Genomic DNA, 13,549 nt, shown 5'->3' with positions numbered 1-13,549 from the left:
TCAATCAAACAGCAATTTCTCGATCTTATCCACGGGGTGGCCCGTCAAATCCTTGTTTATTTCGGCAATGATCCTCCCGGTGACGGCATCGCTGAGTTCCTTGCGCATCGCGCCCAGCACCGAAGGCGGGGCAACGACGATCAACTGATCGAACCTGCCGGCCTGGACATGCTCTTCAAGCATGGAGGCGATGTCGCGGGCAAAATCCTCCTTGGCCAACTGGTGCCAGTCGGTCTCCTGGACCGCGCTGCGATGGCTGCCGCCCATGCCGTCCGACAGGCGGCCGGGCCGTTCTACACCCTGCTCGGCGGTGGACGGGTTTCTCTGCTCGAGGCCGCCGACCACCTGCAAGGCAGGCTCCGAAGGCGTTCCGGCATTGACGAGAAACAGCGCCTTGCCGCCGTCGGCGATGACAACCCACCCCTTATGCTTCAAACGAATGCCAGACATTTCAACCTCCTGAGACAATGATTCCAGTGGCTTCACATTACGCCGCCAATGCAGCAGGAAAATGATCCGCATCAGGGACCCATCGGCTCAGGCGACCAAGCCCGGAACGGTCAGGCGGCAAATATCCCCGAAACGGGGAACATCGCCAGCGGCATGTGCTCGCAGGTGACTGCCAGCAAGGAACCGCTCGCATCGATATCGAGCCCCTTGGGTCCGCCTTCGGCGCGGTTGCAATGTCCCCTGAGAAAGGTCTCCTGATCCATCACCCCGACCGAACGGACGGCGGCCCTGCGGCCTGACCAGGTGGCATCGTCGGAGGTAAAGAGGCAGACTCGCGGAGCGCCGGCGTCGGCGACATAGAGCCGGCGCCCATCAGGAGAAAAGCGCAGACCGTGAGGAAACATCACGCCCGTGAGTTCGCCGGCCGGGGCCGAGGCCGGGTTCAGTGGCCCGTGACGGTCGAAGATCAGCACACTGCTGGTGTTGTGATTGCTGACGGCGAGCCAGCGCCGGTCATCACTGAGCGCGATGCCATCGGGGATGTCGAGACGATTGCGGAGCAGGATGCGGTTGTCGGCGCGGCCCAACCGGTTGTTGAGGTCAAGGACATGGCGGGTGACGCGACGCTTGTAGTTGTCGCAGGCGAGCAGTTCGACCCTGCCGTCCGAATTGCCTGCCACACACACGGATCCGGGATTGCGCAACCTGCGCAGCAGATTGGCGCGACGGATGCTGCGAACCGGCTGCAAGTCGAATGTCCGGCCGCCGCAGTGGCCCGGGGGCAACTGGAAGATCTCGATCGCACCCACGCGATTGGCGACGACCAACCGGTCGTTGCCGATGAAATCGAAGCCGTGCGGCTCGCGCAATTGTGGCGATCTGATCTCGATATGGTCGGTTATTCGAACGACAGGGAGAGCTGCCGACACGTCGATAGAGACATCGAAAACAAGACAGCAGTCCGCCGCAAATCCGGCCAGGGCCAGGCGCCGATTGTCTGGAGAGAAGCGAATGTCCTCGGTGCGGCCGGTGCGAGACAACGCCTCTTCAGCGCTTCTCGAAACCTGGAGCTGCAGCGGTCTGGCCGTTGCATGCGCCTCACCCGCAGACACCGATGTCGCACTGTTCATCTGTTCCGCCACCGCGCCACGCCACTCTCCCCTGGCAAAGCTCTTCCTGCCTGCGCCAATCTGGCACATCCGGCCAGCACTTGAACAGGGAAATGGCCGGTCGGGAAAACGGCTCAGCGGAACGGCGATGGCCCGCGCAACAGCGACAACCGGGCCTGCATGCCGATCCGGGGATGCCCGGTCGGCTCTTCGGTCATTTCGTCAGAGGCGGTCGAGCAGATCGCGAATGGCCTGCTGGCGGGTTGTGCCGCGGGCATGGAACGCATTCTCGGGCGTATGGGCAAGACGATCGGCCTGGGTGGCGAAGCTGATGGAGAGGGCGGCGGCGTCGAAGAAACGGCGAACGCGGCTTGGGCTGGAAGCGGTCATGGCAGTTTTCCTTGGTTGCAGCGCAACAATAGTCCCATATTGCACCGCAGCAAAACGTCAATTGGGTGGGGCAGCCATGCGACCGGAGCATGGCTCGAGCACATGGCGACCCCGCCAGGCAGCGCCGTCCCTAAAGCACATCGCGTGAATTCGCATTCTCGCGATGTGCTTTAGCTCTTTATAATTATGCATGTCGTGATCCCGAAACCGCTTCACACTTTCGGGCGACATGCATTAGTCAGGCAGAAAGTCCGGATCGAGAATCTCGACAATCGAGAAAGGACATATCTCCGGGAATGCCTCATAGGCCATTCCGGTTTCGGTCGCGGCTTTGACCCGGCCCTCGACATAAGCGCCTGCAAGTTCTTGCTGCGGCCCGGACTTCAGGCTGGGATTTTCGTCCAGAACCCGCAGCAACCGTCGCCGCTGCTCGCCAAGCGTCGCTTCCCATGACCTGGTGCGGCAATAAGGCTGGAACTTCCACTTCAGCAGATGCTGCAACACCACAGCCAGGCGGCTTTCGATCTCACGCTTTTCACTGCGTCCCAAGCTCTCGATCTCCTCGGCCAGGTTCTCGCGATCAAGCTGGTCGAGCTTTCCATCCCGCAGGAGCGCGGCCTGCTCGACCGACCACTGATGGTAATCGGCCTGGTAGGGTGTCGGCTTGGTGATCGGCGCAATCCTGTTCATCCTGTCAGTATAGCCCAATTGCAGCGGCTAGAACAGAAAGTACCTCTGCGCCATGGGCAATACCGTTGCCGGCTCGCAGGTGAGCAGCACGCCGTCGGCGCGAACCTCGTAGGTCTCCGGATCGACCTCGATGTGCGGCATGGCATCGTTGAGGATCATCGAGGCCTTGGAGATGCCGCCGCGGGTGTTTTCCACCGCCACCATCTGCTTTTCGGTGCCCAGCTTGTGATGGAGTCCGTCCTCGATCGCCGCCTGGCTGACGAAGGTGACCGAGGTGCTGGTGCGCGCCTTGCCGTAGGCGCCGAACATCATCCGGTAATGCACCGGCTGCGGCGTCGGGATCGAGGCGTTCGGGTCCCCCATCGGAGCCGCCGCGATCATGCCGCCGAGCAGCACCATGTCCGGCTTGACGCCGAAGAAGGCCGGGTTCCACAGCACCAGGTCGGCGCGCTTGCCCACTTCGATCGAGCCGATGTGTTTCGACATGCCCTGGGCGATGGCCGGGTTGATGGTGTATTTGGCGATGTAGCGGCGGACGCGGAAATTGTCATTCTCGCCGGTCTCCTCCGGCAACGGGCCGCGCTGGCGCTTCATCTTGTCGGCCGTCTGCCAGGTGCGGATGATCACCTCGCCGACGCGGCCCATGGCCTGGCTGTCGGAGGCGATGATCGAAAACGCGCCCATGTCGTGCAGGATGTCCTCGGCGGCGATGGTCTCCTTGCGGATGCGGCTTTCGGCAAAGGCGATGTCCTCGGGGATCGAGGCGTCGAGGTGGTGGCAGACCATCAGCATGTCGAGATGCTCGGCGATGGTGTTGACCGTGTAGGGCCGGGTCGGGTTGGTCGAGGACGGGATGATGTTGGGAAGGCCGCAGACCTTGATGATGTCGGGAGCGTGGCCGCCGCCAGCGCCCTCGGTGTGGAAGGCGTGGATGGTGCGGCCCTTGATGGCGCTGACCGTGCCCTCGACGAAGCCGGATTCGTTGAGCGTGTCGGTGTGGATCATCACCTGGATGTCGTATCTGTCGGCGACCGAGAGGCAGTTGTCGATCGCCGCGGGCGTGGTGCCCCAGTCCTCGTGCAGCTTGAGCGAACAGGCGCCGCCGAGGATCATCTCCTCCAGCGCCTCGGGACGCGAGGCGTTCCCCTTGCCGGAGAAGCCGAGATTCATCGGGAAGGCGTCGGCGGCCTCGATCATGCGGGCGAGATGCCAGGGGCCCGGCGTGCAGGTGGTGGCGAGCGTGCCGTGCGCCGGGCCGGTGCCGCCGCCGAGCATGGTGGTGAGCCCGCTCATCAGCGCCTCCTCGATCTGTTGCGGGCAGATGAAATGGATGTGGCTGTCGAAACCGCCGGCGGTGAGGATCTTGCCCTCGCCGGCAATCGCCTCGGTGCCGGGTCCGACGATGATGTCGACGCCCGGCTGGGTGTCGGGATTGCCGGCCTTGCCGATGGCGCAGATGCGGCCGTCCTTCAGCCCGATATCGGCCTTGTAGATGCCGGTGTGGTCGACGATCAGCGCGTTGGTGATCACCGTGTCGACGGCGCCGTCGGCGCGTGTCACCTGGCTCTGGCCCATGCCGTCGCGGATCACCTTGCCGCCGCCGAACTTGACCTCCTCGCCATAGGTGGTGAGATCCTTCTCGACCTCGATGAACAGCTCCGTGTCGGCAAGCCGCACCCTGTCGCCGGTGGTCGGACCGTACATGGCGGCATAGGCAGCGCGGGAAATGGTGGCGGGCATGGGTCTGTCCTCAATCCTGGATGATGCGTTTGATCTTGATTGCGACCGCCAGCGAGACCGCGTGCAGAAATTTCGGCATGCCGATGTGATGGCGGGCGATGTCGGTGAGATACCGCGCGGTTTCCTCGACCGATGCGCCGTTGCGCATCATGGCCGTGGCCTGATCGGCATAGGCGTCGTATTCATCCATGGCGCAATCGATGATGTTGATGCCGATCGGGTCCCATTCATCCCACAGCAGTTCACGGATCACCGCCCGCTGATTGCGCCAGTGCTGCTTCTGGTCGGAGCTGTCGGGCAAATGGTTCATGGCTCATCCGTCCTGTCTCAACGGTTGGGTTTGGCGTGGCTGGTCACTGCAGGCCTTCCATGGCCGCCTTCAGTTCGGCGATCCGTTCATTGGTCATGCGCGCCAGGCAGAGGCTGCCGAGCATCGGCTGCATGGTGCCGCCGAAGGCGGCGTAGGCCTCGTATTCGCACTGGGCATCGCGGAATGAGATCCAGGCGTGCTGGGCGGCGCGCAGCGCCTGCAGGGTGGTCGGCACGCCCATGGATCTCGCCTGGTCGGCGACACTTTCGTCATTCGCCTTGGCGGCGGCGACGACCGACGGCCAGAGCGCATTGAGCGCCTGGTCTGCCGTCTCGTAGTCGACGCCGGCGCAATAGGTCATCGACATCTGGTCCTGCGGGTCGTTGCAGTCGGGCAGATCCTCGGCGAGCGACGCCGCCACAGGAAGCAGCCCCGCGACGGCCAGACCAAGCAAGGTTGCCTTCGATACGGGGCGGCTCATGGGATCACCCGCTTGACCAGCCGCTTGCGGTTGGCGCGCGCCTTGGTCGTCAGCGACTTCGTCGCCGCCGAGACGATTTCGTCCATACGGCCGCCGCGCATCGCCGTCACGGTGGCGGCGGTGGCTGCCTTGGCGAAGGCGGGGTGCTTTTCCGACATCATCCGGTCGTTCTCCGAGGTCTCCACCGGCCACATGCCGGCCATGCCCAGCATCCGCATGGTGACGACGGCCTGGGTCTCGACGGCGAGCGCGCCAAGTTCCATGCTCGAGCGCCAGAGATCAAACGGGCTTGCCTTGCGCCGCGCCATCAGAGCCTGCCCATGATCTTCTGCTGGAAACCGTAGACGGTACGGCCGCCCGACAACGGCACCAGGGTGACGTCGCGCTCCTGGCCCGGCTCGAACCGGACGGCAGTGCCGGCGGCGATGTCGAGCCGATGGCCGCGCGCCTGATCGCGGTCGAAGGCGAGCGCCTCGTTGGTCTCGAAGAAATGGTAGTGGCTGCCGACCTGAACGGGACGGTCGCCGGTGTTGGCGACCTTCAGTGTCACGGTCGGCATGCCGGCGTTGAGCGTGATGCTGCCGGGCTGGGTGATGACTTCACCGGGGATCATGGGCATGTTTCCTTGTGCGATGTCTGTCGATTTCGGCCTCGAGCCTGCGGGCTGAGGCGTCGAAGCGGGCGTCAAGGGCAGGTTCGACGTCGCGGCAGACGTCCACGACCCGGCGGGCCCAGTCAAGATAGCGCGCGTTGGCCTTGACCTTGAAGCGCCTGGCCTGAATGCCGATCAACTCCTCCACGTTGGAGATCTTGTCGGCAAGCTTGAGGCGCTTGACGCGCGGACCGGCCGCCGCGGTGTGGCTGACCTGGCGCTCGCGCCGCTCCCGCCCCTTGAGATCGGGCGGATCGGTGACGTCCATCACCAGGTCGGCGATCTCGTCGCCGAATTCTGCGCGGAGGACTGTCTCGGTCACGGCGGTGTCCTCGATGGCGTCATGGAGATAGCAGGCGGCGACCAGCACCGGATCGAAAGGCTCCAGCCCGGCGCAGATGCAGGCGACCTCGGCGAGGTGATTGACATAGGCGTCACCGGCGTCCTGGCGCGTCTCCCCGTCATGGGCGCGCGCAGCGAACATAACCGCCCTGGCAATGGTGCGATGATGGGTGGCCGGGCTATCCACGGCGGGTCCCCAGCCGGCATTTGGTCCGACGCCCGCGGTCTTCGTCACTGCTCAAGCGTCCGCCTGACACATTTCGGGAGGCGGTGAACATCACTCCCGATCGGGACCGTGGGCAATGAACCGGACCGCTTCTGCCTTTCCGGGAAAAGAAGAAGCCCTCTAGGCCATGCGCTTGAGCGCGCAGCCGGGCTTGTCCGACACGACCCGACTTGACGATGGCGGGTACTTTTCCAGAAGCCGGGCGGGCCTGATGGGGCGCGGGCTGAAATTGCCGCCGCAGTTCGGACAGGCCCCTTCCAGCACACCAGCGGCGCAATCGCGGCAGAAGGTGCACTCGAAGCTGCAGATCACGGCCAGCGGGCTTTCCGGCGGCAGATCCCGGTCGCAGCATTCGCAGTTGGGCCGAAGAGCAAGCATCGATTTTTCTCCTTCTTTCCGCGGGCTTGGCGCCGATCCGGTCCAGGCTCCGGCAATGTGGCAGATCGAGAGGTCCGCGGCATCTTCCTGTCATGGAAAGCCCATGAAATGACCTTGAATGTGACCGCAACCATTGTCGCCCGGCACCGTTTTCCTTGTGCCGCCCGACAAGACTCGGGTGGCGACCGGAACTGCAAAAGGAGCAATCCCATGAAACGCATGACCAAGATCCTGACCGTCGCGCTGATGAGTTCATCGTTTGCCGCCGCCCCCGCCCTGGCGGGCTCGCTTGACGCGGACGCGAAGGCCGGCGTGAACAGCGGATCGACCAATGCTGCCGCTGGGACGACGCTGGATACCACCGCGTCGGGCGCCGGCGATCTCGGCCTGAGCACGAGCACCAATGTCGCCGCGCAGGCCGGCGCAAGCGCGGATGAAATCGTCGCCCTGATCAACGCGGACACCGATGCCGCATCCGACATCGGTTCCGTGACCGGGGCAAACGATGTCACCGTCGTCAGCGTCGACGCGGAGGCGGACGGTTCCCAGTCGATTGACAAGGCGGTCAACGCGAACCAGGCGTCGATCTCGGAGCTGCGCCAGTCGATCCAGGCCAACGCCGATGTGTCGGGCAAGCTTGAAGCCGAAGGCGTTGACGTCGCAAGCGTGATTGCCGCCCAGACCGGAGCGGACGGCTCGCTGACCGTCTATGTGCGCTGAGTGCGCTTCTGACCCACACCGAAGGCGCGGGCTCCGGCCCGCGCCTTTTTCAGGCGCGAACGGCGATGCGATGGCGAGGCCGCGGCGCATGGCCTAGCGGATCGGCTCATGCACGGTCACGAGCTTCGTGCCGTCGGGGAAGGTCGCCTCGACCTGGATGTCATGAATCATCTCGGCGATGCCCTCCATCACCTGGGCCCGGCTGATCACGTGCGCGCCGGCTTCCATCAGGTCGGCCACCGCGCGTCCGTCGCGGGCACCTTCGACCACGAAATCGGTGATCAGCGCGATCGCCTCCGGGTGATTGAGCTTGACCCCGCGCTCCAGCCGGCGGCGTGCGACCATCGCCGCCATGGAGACGAGAAGCTTGTCTTTTTCCCTCGGGGTCAGGTTCATGTCGGCGATATCTCTCTCATAGTGACCAGATTTTCGGCAGGCCTGCCTGCTCGTTGAGCAGGCCGATCAGCGGCACAAGGGACTTGCGCAGGGAATAGCTGTCATCGGCGATAATCCTCGCAAGAAGCTTGCCAGTTCCTGCCCGGCGGAGCGCAAATGCGCTGGCGCCGCCAGCCGATCCCACGATCCGCCGCACCGCGTCGAGCCGGTCGGCGGCATCTGGCGCGATCATCAGCACGGTGGCCATGGCGCGTCCGCCGGAGGCCCCGGCCGCACGGCCGAGCATCGCCGCAATATCGGGACCGATGCGGAAATCCTCGGCGTGAACCAGCCGGCCGCCCATGCGGATCCGCCAGCGGTCCTGAAACCGGCCGCTGGTCATCCGTTCGCCCATGGCGAGGCGGCCGAAGACCACCGGCTCCACCATCAGCAGACGCGATTGGCCGGCCAAGTCGATCTCGAAGCGGCGGCTGAGCGCGGCGTGGTCGAACAGGATCGTCTCCTGCGGCAGCCAGGACAGCGACGCCGCTTCACCGATGATGAGCCGGGTGGACACCTCTGCCGGCACCTCGTCGGATGCCTTGTAGGTCTTCTCGCAGGCCTGGGTGGTCAGCGAAACGGCAGTGCCGGACCCGGCCTCGAAGTGCCAGTCCATGCGGTCGCCGCCGGTGAGCCCGCCGGCGGTGTTGATCAGCACCGCCTCGAGAGGATGGCCGGAAACCACGCGCGGCAGGCGGATGCGCGCCGAGCCTTCCTGAAACAGCCGGTCGATGCGCGAGGCGCCACCCGACCATTTCACCGACAGCCGGCCGGCACCGCGGGCCCGCTGATGGCGGAGCGGCGGCAAGGGGTCTGCCTGGGCTGGAATCGGAAACGGCGCTGTCATGGTCAGGATCCTGTCTTCGCGCCGATCATCGGAAAAGCCGGCGGCATGTGCAAGAGGCTTTGCCGCCGGTCCGACCGATTGCCAGGCCGGCTGCGGCGCAACCCGCCGGGTCAGCCGACGGCGCCGCGCAGGGTAAAGGCCAGCAGCAGAATGGCGATGGCGCCGGTCCATGAAGCGACGATCCGGAGCCCCAGCCGGGCAATGCCCGGGGGCAGCAGCATCTGCGGCAAGGAGAAGGCCGCGGCCGAGGCCGCAGTGAAGAAGACGACGCCGAGGACAAGCCCTGCGCCGGTGAAAAAGGTGAGATCGCCGACGGCATGATCGAGCAGCGTGGCAATGACCGCCAGACAGCCGGCAGCCGCAAGGAGCGACCGCATCAGCGCTGCCGACCAGCGCCGCGCCAGTGCGGTCATCAGCGCCAAGGCAATGCCTAGCGCCAGCGCGGGCCAGTGCGGTATGGCGATGCCCGACCGCGCCAGCAGCCACGCCATCAACGGCCCGGCGGCCGTCCCCGCCAGCAGTCCCCAGCCAAGGCGGGTGAAGCGGTTGCTGTCCCAGAGCGCCGCGCAGATCCCGGCGGCGGCGATCAGCAGAAGCGCGGCGGCCACATCGAGCGGCGCGCCGAAACCGGCGGCGAGTTCGTCAAGCGGACTGCCGCCGGCCAGGCCATGGGCGTGGCCGGGCGTGCAGGCCAGCAGCCAGGCCGCCAGCGACGCCGGCAAGGCGGATTGCCGCAGCCGGCACTGGCCAGCCATCATGCATAGCCGAACAGGAAGGCTGCGCCGATGCAGGCAATGACGCCGCCGCCGGCCCGCACCAGCCATTGACCGCCGGGCGCCCGGACCAGAAGGCCGAAGCCGATGCCGGCCAGATGCAGAAGACCGGTGGCGATGACGAAGCCGGCGGCATAGGCGAAGGGGTTGGCGGCCTCGGGAAGCTCGGTGCCGTGGGCATGGCCGTGGAAGACGGCAAAGACGGCGACGAGGATGCCGGCAATCCAGAGCGGCGCCCGCACGGCGAAGGCGACCGCGAGGCCGAGAATGACGCCGGACAGCGCAATCCCGGTCTCCACTGCGGGAACGGGAACACCCATGACGCCGAGCGCGCCGCCGAACGCCATCACCAGCGGAAACACCACCGGCAGCACCCAGATCGCCGGCGCGCCGAGAAAGGCGCCCCAGAGACCGACGGCGATCATGGCGATGACATGGTCCCAGCCGAAGATCGGGTGGAAGAAGCCGGACGTGAAGCCGCCTTCCGGACCCAGTCCGGTATGGGCCAGCCCGGGGGTCGCGGCGCAGATGACGAGCAGAATGGAGAGGCTCAGGGTCTTCTTCATGGTCGCGTCCTGTCAGATCGGCGGGGAGACGAGTCGTTTGCGCCAACCTAGCGGACGTCGCGAAAGGCGCAAGACGGCAATGCCGTTCGCCGGCTGTCCTCCGCTCAGCCGAGCCTGATCAGCTTCTCCGGCGCAAACAGGAAGGGCGGCGCGATGCCGGCCATGTCGGACAACGGCAGCATCGTCTCGGGAACATCAAAACCCATCGTGTCACGCATGAAGTCCGAGCGGGCCATGATGCGGCCATGAACCTCGGGATGGCGGGCCCTTAGCTCGTCGCGCAGCCGCTTGTCGGCAATCACCACAGTGTCTTCCATCCGCGCGGAAAAATAGGTCCTGGACGACGGTATGATGTCGACCTGCATGACGTGACCTGACCTGAGCGGGATGGCCGAACCTTCGAAGATCGGCGACGACACCCATTCGTCGGTGTCGATGAGGTGACCCGGGTTGAGGAAGACTCCGAATTTGCCGAACGGCAGCAGACGGTCGATCTCGGCCTTGATGTCGCCGCCCGCCACGCCGGGACGCATCATCGAGAACCAGCGGTCGAGGGCCACGGTGTACGGCCCGGCGAAGGCCTCGACATAATCGCTGGCAGCATCGGGCAGGTCGGCGGCGGAGCTGGCAAGCCAGCCCGCGCGGCAGCAATTGGCGCGCCAGATGCAAAGATTGGCAGACAGCGGCTGGCCGCGGCGCAGGCGGTTTCCCATCGGGCCGGCCAGGCCCAGCGGCGCCGTGTCGCCGGTGCAGAAGGTGGGGTGACATCCCAGCGGCAGGCCGTTGAGACCCGCCGCGATGACGGCGTCAAAATCGGTCATGCCGTCGCTGAGCGCAAACAGCATCGACCGCATCGACTGCGAAACAACCGAATTGGCGTACTCGAAATGCGCGATGTCGTCGGCGTCGACGACGGTGCGCAGCCCGTCGCGCGGGCTCATGAACATGGCGGTTTCGTTGGTCACCTGGTCGTGGCCGGCCAGGGTCCGCAGCACGTCGGCGATGAAAGCAGGGGCGTCGATGGCATGCCGCGGGTCGGGATGCTCGGCGGCGGTGAAGTATTTCCAGCCGCTCACGCCGACGCGGGTGCCGTGGCTGATCCCCTCGCCGGCGAGAATGGCCGACAGCAGGCGGCTCGAGGTCCGCGGCTGGCTGATCAGCGAGAAGGACTGCTGACGCTCGTGGCGGATCTCGCCGGCGGCAAACATCGGCGCGATGCCCAGATAGCTCTCGCATTCGTTGCCGACGATGAACAGCGGCTTGCGGTCGTGACGGATGACCAGCAGCGCTTCCTCGAAGCGCGGATCGAAATTGGTCAGCCACACCATGGTGCCGAAATGCTCGCGGTCGGCATAGACGACGAGCGTGTCAATGCCTTCCTCCCGCATGCGGGCACGGGTGGCCTCGATGCGGCGGCGGTACAGATCCGGGCCTGGTGACGTCGGCAGCGGGGCGGCGGCATATCGGGGCCAGTCCATTTCGGCCAGGCGGGCGGTCTTGAGCATGTGCATTCCAGTCTCGGTGCGGCTGCTGCCATGAATGAGCCGGTTCCGACCCACAATCAAGCCCGGCCAGGCGGGCCGAAATCCTCGGTGGCGGCCGGACTGTGCAAAATCGCACAGCCCGTGAAACCTTTCCGGCCTAACCTCGTTACATCAATCACAAGCACTGACGAACCGGTGGAAGGAAGCAGAACATGTTGATCGCAATTATGGCACTTACCATGAGCCTCGCCCTGATGGCCTCCACACTCGTCATCCTCCATTCCGAAACGCTCAGGCGCCAGGAAAGCCGCAAGCCTTCGGTCTTCGGCGAACGCTGACAGTACACAGTCATTTATCAGATGGAGCCGACCATGACGCGCATTTTCACTTCCAGCATCGCAGCCCTCGCCCTTCTCGCCGCGGCAGGCTGCACCTCCACCGAACAGCGCGTTGGCGGCACCGCAGCCGTTGGCGCGGGCACAGGTGCCCTGGTTGCCGCAGCCACCGGCTCGGGCGGCAGGGGCATTGCGACCGGCGCCCTCATCGGCGGTGCAGCCGGTGCACTCATCGGCGCCGCGTCGACGCCCGGCAAGTGCCGCTACCGTGACAGCTACGGCCGGGTCTATGTCGCCGACTGCTGATCTCGCTCGCTGCTGATCCTTCCCCCGCCCTTCTTCCCCCGAAGGGCACCCAACGCGACCGGGCTTCCCCTCCCCCGGTCGCGTTTTCTTTGGCTCAGCCGAGCTTTGATGCAGCCTGTCCGGCGAGAAACTCCGGATCAAACGGCAGCCGACGGGACAATCCGCCAGCACAGCTGACGATGACCTTATCGCCTTCCACGGAGACTGCCCGGACAGCACCTTCGCCCTCGCCCATCGCGCAGGCGCCGATCACCTGGGATATGACGATGGCGCCGCCGTCCGCCAGGTCGAAGGCGGTTGCGATGCCGCGCGCGGTCCAGGCATTGGGCCGGATCGAATCGGCATGGCCCAGCGGAGAGGCGCGCGCGTCCTCGATCCCCAGCACGCCGGCATGGCGCGAGGACCAGGGCGCGTAATCGCGGCCCCCATTGCTCATCCACAGCATCGTCACCGGCAGCACCGCCGGGTTCTTGAGGACAAGGACGCGATCGCGCTCGGCCCGGCGGCTGACGATGGTCCAGCCGAGCGGCCTGCCCGGCGCTTCAGCCAGAGTGAGGAAATCCTCGTGGCGATCGCCGGGCGGATAGCGGCCGAGATCCGCGGTGCCGCCGTCGGCCAGGGGGAAGGCATGCAGGTCGGGCGTCGTCGCCGGATAGGCCAGCACGAACCGGCCGCGCGACGGATCGGGCTCGAGCGGGTCCGCCGGAGTTTCGGCGAAGAGCTTGGGCGAGACGGCTATGTCACCGCCCTCGCGCATGTGCACCATGGTGTGATGGGCTGCGGAGATCGCGCCTTCGCCGCCGATGAAGCGGTGCTGCTGATAGACAAAGGGATGGCCGTGAAGGAGGCGGAGGGTTTTCTCGACCGTCGCCCCGCAGACCCGTCGGTCGAGCCTGAAGACGGCTTCCGCGCCGCTCGGCGTGGGCCCGGAGCGCAGCACCGTCCAGGCGCTGTTGGCGGGCCAGCCATGGGAGGGGGCAGGCCCGGGGTCGCCGCAGTCTGCGTCGCTGCGGCCGAAGGGAGCGCAGAAGAAGTCTCCCGACAGGTGTCTGACATTGGGCGCCGTGCCCGGGGGGAAGTCCTGTTCCGGGTCGCCGACCCAGGGCGCCTTGTGCAGCGGGCTCAGCCTGCGGCCGTCGCTGTCCACCTCAAGGACTGCCAGATGGCCGACTTCGAGGTCGAGCCCGACTGAAATGCCGTCCGCTGCAATGCCGTGAATGCTCATGCCGATTGTCCCCGTTGCCGGGACCGGGCTAGCATGCCGCCGCGGAGGCGACAAGAAACCGCGGCCGCCGGAGAACGGCCGGCGGGTCGC

General features: G+C 65.8%; 20 protein-coding genes. 3 read left to right on the top strand and 17 right to left on the bottom strand.

Going from position 1 to position 13,549, the window contains the following annotated elements; genetic code table 11:
- The 11 genes from DFR52_RS08520 to DFR52_RS08475 form a co-directional block, all read right to left on the bottom strand.
- Window positions 1-522, bottom strand: a complete 522-nt coding sequence (locus DFR52_RS08520; RefSeq protein WP_342587895.1) for a baeRF12 domain-containing protein — start codon at window positions 520-522, stop codon at window positions 1-3.
- A 38-nt stretch (window positions 523-560) separates the two neighbouring features.
- Window positions 561-1,580 carry a lactonase family protein gene (locus DFR52_RS08515; protein ID WP_158284907.1) on the bottom strand — a complete coding sequence of 340 codons (1,020 nt, stop codon included), beginning with the start codon at window positions 1,578-1,580 and terminating at the stop codon, window positions 561-563.
- Window positions 1,581-1,781: 201 nt separating this feature from the next.
- Entirely contained in the window at window positions 1,782-1,949 is a 168-nt protein-coding gene (locus tag DFR52_RS24475) for a hypothetical protein (protein WP_158284906.1), read from the bottom strand.
- Between the two features lie 234 nt (window positions 1,950-2,183).
- Window positions 2,184-2,639 carry a DUF29 domain-containing protein gene (locus tag DFR52_RS08510; protein ID WP_110031513.1) on the bottom strand — a complete coding sequence of 152 codons (456 nt, stop codon included), beginning with the start codon at window positions 2,637-2,639 and terminating at the stop codon, window positions 2,184-2,186.
- 27 nt (window positions 2,640-2,666) lie between these two features.
- Entirely contained in the window at window positions 2,667-4,379 is a 1,713-nt protein-coding gene (ureC, locus tag DFR52_RS08505) for an urease subunit alpha (protein WP_110031512.1), read from the bottom strand.
- 10 nt (window positions 4,380-4,389) lie between these two features.
- On the bottom strand, window positions 4,390-4,689 hold the full coding sequence (locus tag DFR52_RS08500) for a hypothetical protein (RefSeq protein WP_110031511.1): 300 nt from the start codon (window positions 4,687-4,689) through the stop codon (window positions 4,390-4,392).
- Window positions 4,690-4,732: 43 nt separating this feature from the next.
- Entirely contained in the window at window positions 4,733-5,170 is a 438-nt protein-coding gene (locus tag DFR52_RS08495) for a lysozyme inhibitor LprI family protein (RefSeq protein ID WP_110031510.1), read from the bottom strand.
- A complete protein-coding gene (locus tag DFR52_RS08490) occupies window positions 5,167-5,478 on the bottom strand; it encodes a hypothetical protein (RefSeq protein WP_210205806.1) in 312 nt (103 codons plus the stop codon). Before DFR52_RS08490 ends, DFR52_RS08495 begins: the two co-directional genes overlap by 4 nt.
- On the bottom strand, window positions 5,478-5,783 hold the full coding sequence (locus DFR52_RS08485; protein WP_110031509.1) for an urease subunit beta: 306 nt from the start codon (window positions 5,781-5,783) through the stop codon (window positions 5,478-5,480). Before DFR52_RS08485 ends, DFR52_RS08490 begins: the two co-directional genes overlap by 1 nt.
- Window positions 5,770-6,399 (bottom strand): HD domain-containing protein, encoded by a 630-nt coding sequence (locus DFR52_RS08480; protein WP_146215565.1) that lies wholly within the window; start codon window positions 6,397-6,399, stop codon window positions 5,770-5,772. The genes DFR52_RS08485 and DFR52_RS08480 overlap by 14 nt, the downstream gene beginning before the upstream one ends.
- Window positions 6,400-6,510: 111 nt before the next feature.
- Window positions 6,511-6,768, bottom strand: coding sequence for a DUF1272 domain-containing protein (locus DFR52_RS08475; protein ID WP_110031507.1), 258 nt, complete (start codon window positions 6,766-6,768; stop codon window positions 6,511-6,513).
- A 108-nt stretch (window positions 6,769-6,876) separates the two neighbouring features.
- Between DFR52_RS08475 and DFR52_RS08470 the strand changes: the two genes are divergently transcribed.
- Entirely contained in the window at window positions 6,877-7,488 is a 612-nt protein-coding gene (locus DFR52_RS08470; protein WP_210205805.1) for a hypothetical protein, read from the top strand.
- Between the two features lie 93 nt (window positions 7,489-7,581).
- Here the strand turns inward: DFR52_RS08470 and DFR52_RS08465 are convergent, their stop codons facing one another.
- The 5 genes from DFR52_RS08465 to DFR52_RS08445 form a co-directional block, all read right to left on the bottom strand.
- Entirely contained in the window at window positions 7,582-7,884 is a 303-nt protein-coding gene (locus DFR52_RS08465) for an urease subunit gamma (protein WP_110031505.1), read from the bottom strand.
- A gap of 16 nt (window positions 7,885-7,900) precedes the next feature.
- Window positions 7,901-8,770: an urease accessory protein UreD gene (locus tag DFR52_RS08460; protein WP_110031504.1), complete on the bottom strand. Its 870-nt coding sequence runs from the start codon at window positions 8,768-8,770 to the stop codon at window positions 7,901-7,903.
- Between the two features lie 110 nt (window positions 8,771-8,880).
- Window positions 8,881-9,525 carry a hypothetical protein gene (locus DFR52_RS08455; RefSeq protein ID WP_110031503.1) on the bottom strand — a complete coding sequence of 215 codons (645 nt, stop codon included), beginning with the start codon at window positions 9,523-9,525 and terminating at the stop codon, window positions 8,881-8,883.
- On the bottom strand, window positions 9,525-10,109 hold the full coding sequence (locus DFR52_RS08450) for a HupE/UreJ family protein (protein ID WP_110031502.1): 585 nt from the start codon (window positions 10,107-10,109) through the stop codon (window positions 9,525-9,527). The genes DFR52_RS08455 and DFR52_RS08450 overlap by 1 nt, the downstream gene beginning before the upstream one ends.
- 104 nt (window positions 10,110-10,213) lie before the next feature.
- Window positions 10,214-11,620 (bottom strand): M24 family metallopeptidase, encoded by a 1,407-nt coding sequence (locus tag DFR52_RS08445; protein WP_158284904.1) that lies wholly within the window; start codon window positions 11,618-11,620, stop codon window positions 10,214-10,216.
- Between the two features lie 185 nt (window positions 11,621-11,805).
- Here DFR52_RS08445 and DFR52_RS24980 point away from each other — a divergent pair, with 185 nt between their 5' ends.
- The gene (locus DFR52_RS24980; protein WP_280954186.1) at window positions 11,806-11,931 is read left to right on the top strand and encodes a hypothetical protein; all 126 of its coding nucleotides are present in this window, start codon (window positions 11,806-11,808) and stop codon (window positions 11,929-11,931) included.
- Between the two features lie 33 nt (window positions 11,932-11,964).
- The gene (locus DFR52_RS08440) at window positions 11,965-12,234 is read left to right on the top strand and encodes a hypothetical protein (protein WP_110031500.1); all 270 of its coding nucleotides are present in this window, start codon (window positions 11,965-11,967) and stop codon (window positions 12,232-12,234) included.
- 94 nt (window positions 12,235-12,328) lie between these two features.
- On the opposite strand, the gene DFR52_RS08435 is transcribed toward DFR52_RS08440, so the two are convergent.
- Window positions 12,329-13,459, bottom strand: coding sequence for a hypothetical protein (locus tag DFR52_RS08435; protein WP_110031499.1), 1,131 nt, complete (start codon window positions 13,457-13,459; stop codon window positions 12,329-12,331).
- Window positions 13,460-13,549: the final 90 nt, after the last annotated feature.

Origin of the sequence: Hoeflea marina (assembly GCF_003182275.1) — a bacterium.
GTDB lineage: Bacteria > Pseudomonadota > Alphaproteobacteria > Rhizobiales > Rhizobiaceae > Hoeflea > Hoeflea marina.
This window is presented reverse-complemented; position numbering and strand designations above follow the sequence as displayed.

What these genes read in the sequence shown, in the direction of transcription:
- DFR52_RS08520 (WP_342587895.1), bottom strand. Translation starts at nt 522, where the DNA reads ATGCGGATCATTTTCCTGCTGCATTGGCGGCGTAATGTGAAGCCACTG.
- DFR52_RS08515 (WP_158284907.1), bottom strand. Translation starts at nt 1,580, where the DNA reads ATGAACAGTGCGACATCGGTGTCTGCGGGTGAGGCGCATGCAACGGCC.
- DFR52_RS24475 (WP_158284906.1), bottom strand. Translation starts at nt 1,949, where the DNA reads ATGACCGCTTCCAGCCCAAGCCGCGTTCGCCGTTTCTTCGACGCCGCC.
- DFR52_RS08510 (WP_110031513.1), bottom strand. Translation starts at nt 2,639, where the DNA reads ATGAACAGGATTGCGCCGATCACCAAGCCGACACCCTACCAGGCCGAT.
- ureC (WP_110031512.1), bottom strand. Translation starts at nt 4,379, where the DNA reads ATGCCCGCCACCATTTCCCGCGCTGCCTATGCCGCCATGTACGGTCCG.
- DFR52_RS08500 (WP_110031511.1), bottom strand. Translation starts at nt 4,689, where the DNA reads ATGAACCATTTGCCCGACAGCTCCGACCAGAAGCAGCACTGGCGCAAT.
- DFR52_RS08495 (WP_110031510.1), bottom strand. Translation starts at nt 5,170, where the DNA reads ATGAGCCGCCCCGTATCGAAGGCAACCTTGCTTGGTCTGGCCGTCGCG.
- DFR52_RS08490 (WP_210205806.1), bottom strand. Translation starts at nt 5,478, where the DNA reads ATGGCGCGGCGCAAGGCAAGCCCGTTTGATCTCTGGCGCTCGAGCATG.
- DFR52_RS08485 (WP_110031509.1), bottom strand. Translation starts at nt 5,783, where the DNA reads ATGATCCCCGGTGAAGTCATCACCCAGCCCGGCAGCATCACGCTCAAC.
- DFR52_RS08475 (WP_110031507.1), bottom strand. Translation starts at nt 6,768, where the DNA reads ATGCTTGCTCTTCGGCCCAACTGCGAATGCTGCGACCGGGATCTGCCG.
- DFR52_RS08470 (WP_210205805.1), top strand. Translation starts at nt 6,877, where the DNA reads ATGACCTTGAATGTGACCGCAACCATTGTCGCCCGGCACCGTTTTCCT.
- DFR52_RS08465 (WP_110031505.1), bottom strand. Translation starts at nt 7,884, where the DNA reads ATGAACCTGACCCCGAGGGAAAAAGACAAGCTTCTCGTCTCCATGGCG.
- DFR52_RS08460 (WP_110031504.1), bottom strand. Translation starts at nt 8,770, where the DNA reads ATGACAGCGCCGTTTCCGATTCCAGCCCAGGCAGACCCCTTGCCGCCG.
- DFR52_RS08455 (WP_110031503.1), bottom strand. Translation starts at nt 9,525, where the DNA reads ATGGCTGGCCAGTGCCGGCTGCGGCAATCCGCCTTGCCGGCGTCGCTG.
- DFR52_RS08450 (WP_110031502.1), bottom strand. Translation starts at nt 10,109, where the DNA reads ATGAAGAAGACCCTGAGCCTCTCCATTCTGCTCGTCATCTGCGCCGCG.
- DFR52_RS08445 (WP_158284904.1), bottom strand. Translation starts at nt 11,620, where the DNA reads ATGCACATGCTCAAGACCGCCCGCCTGGCCGAAATGGACTGGCCCCGA.
- DFR52_RS24980 (WP_280954186.1), top strand. Translation starts at nt 11,806, where the DNA reads ATGTTGATCGCAATTATGGCACTTACCATGAGCCTCGCCCTGATGGCC.
- DFR52_RS08440 (WP_110031500.1), top strand. Translation starts at nt 11,965, where the DNA reads ATGACGCGCATTTTCACTTCCAGCATCGCAGCCCTCGCCCTTCTCGCC.
- DFR52_RS08435 (WP_110031499.1), bottom strand. Translation starts at nt 13,459, where the DNA reads ATGAGCATTCACGGCATTGCAGCGGACGGCATTTCAGTCGGGCTCGAC.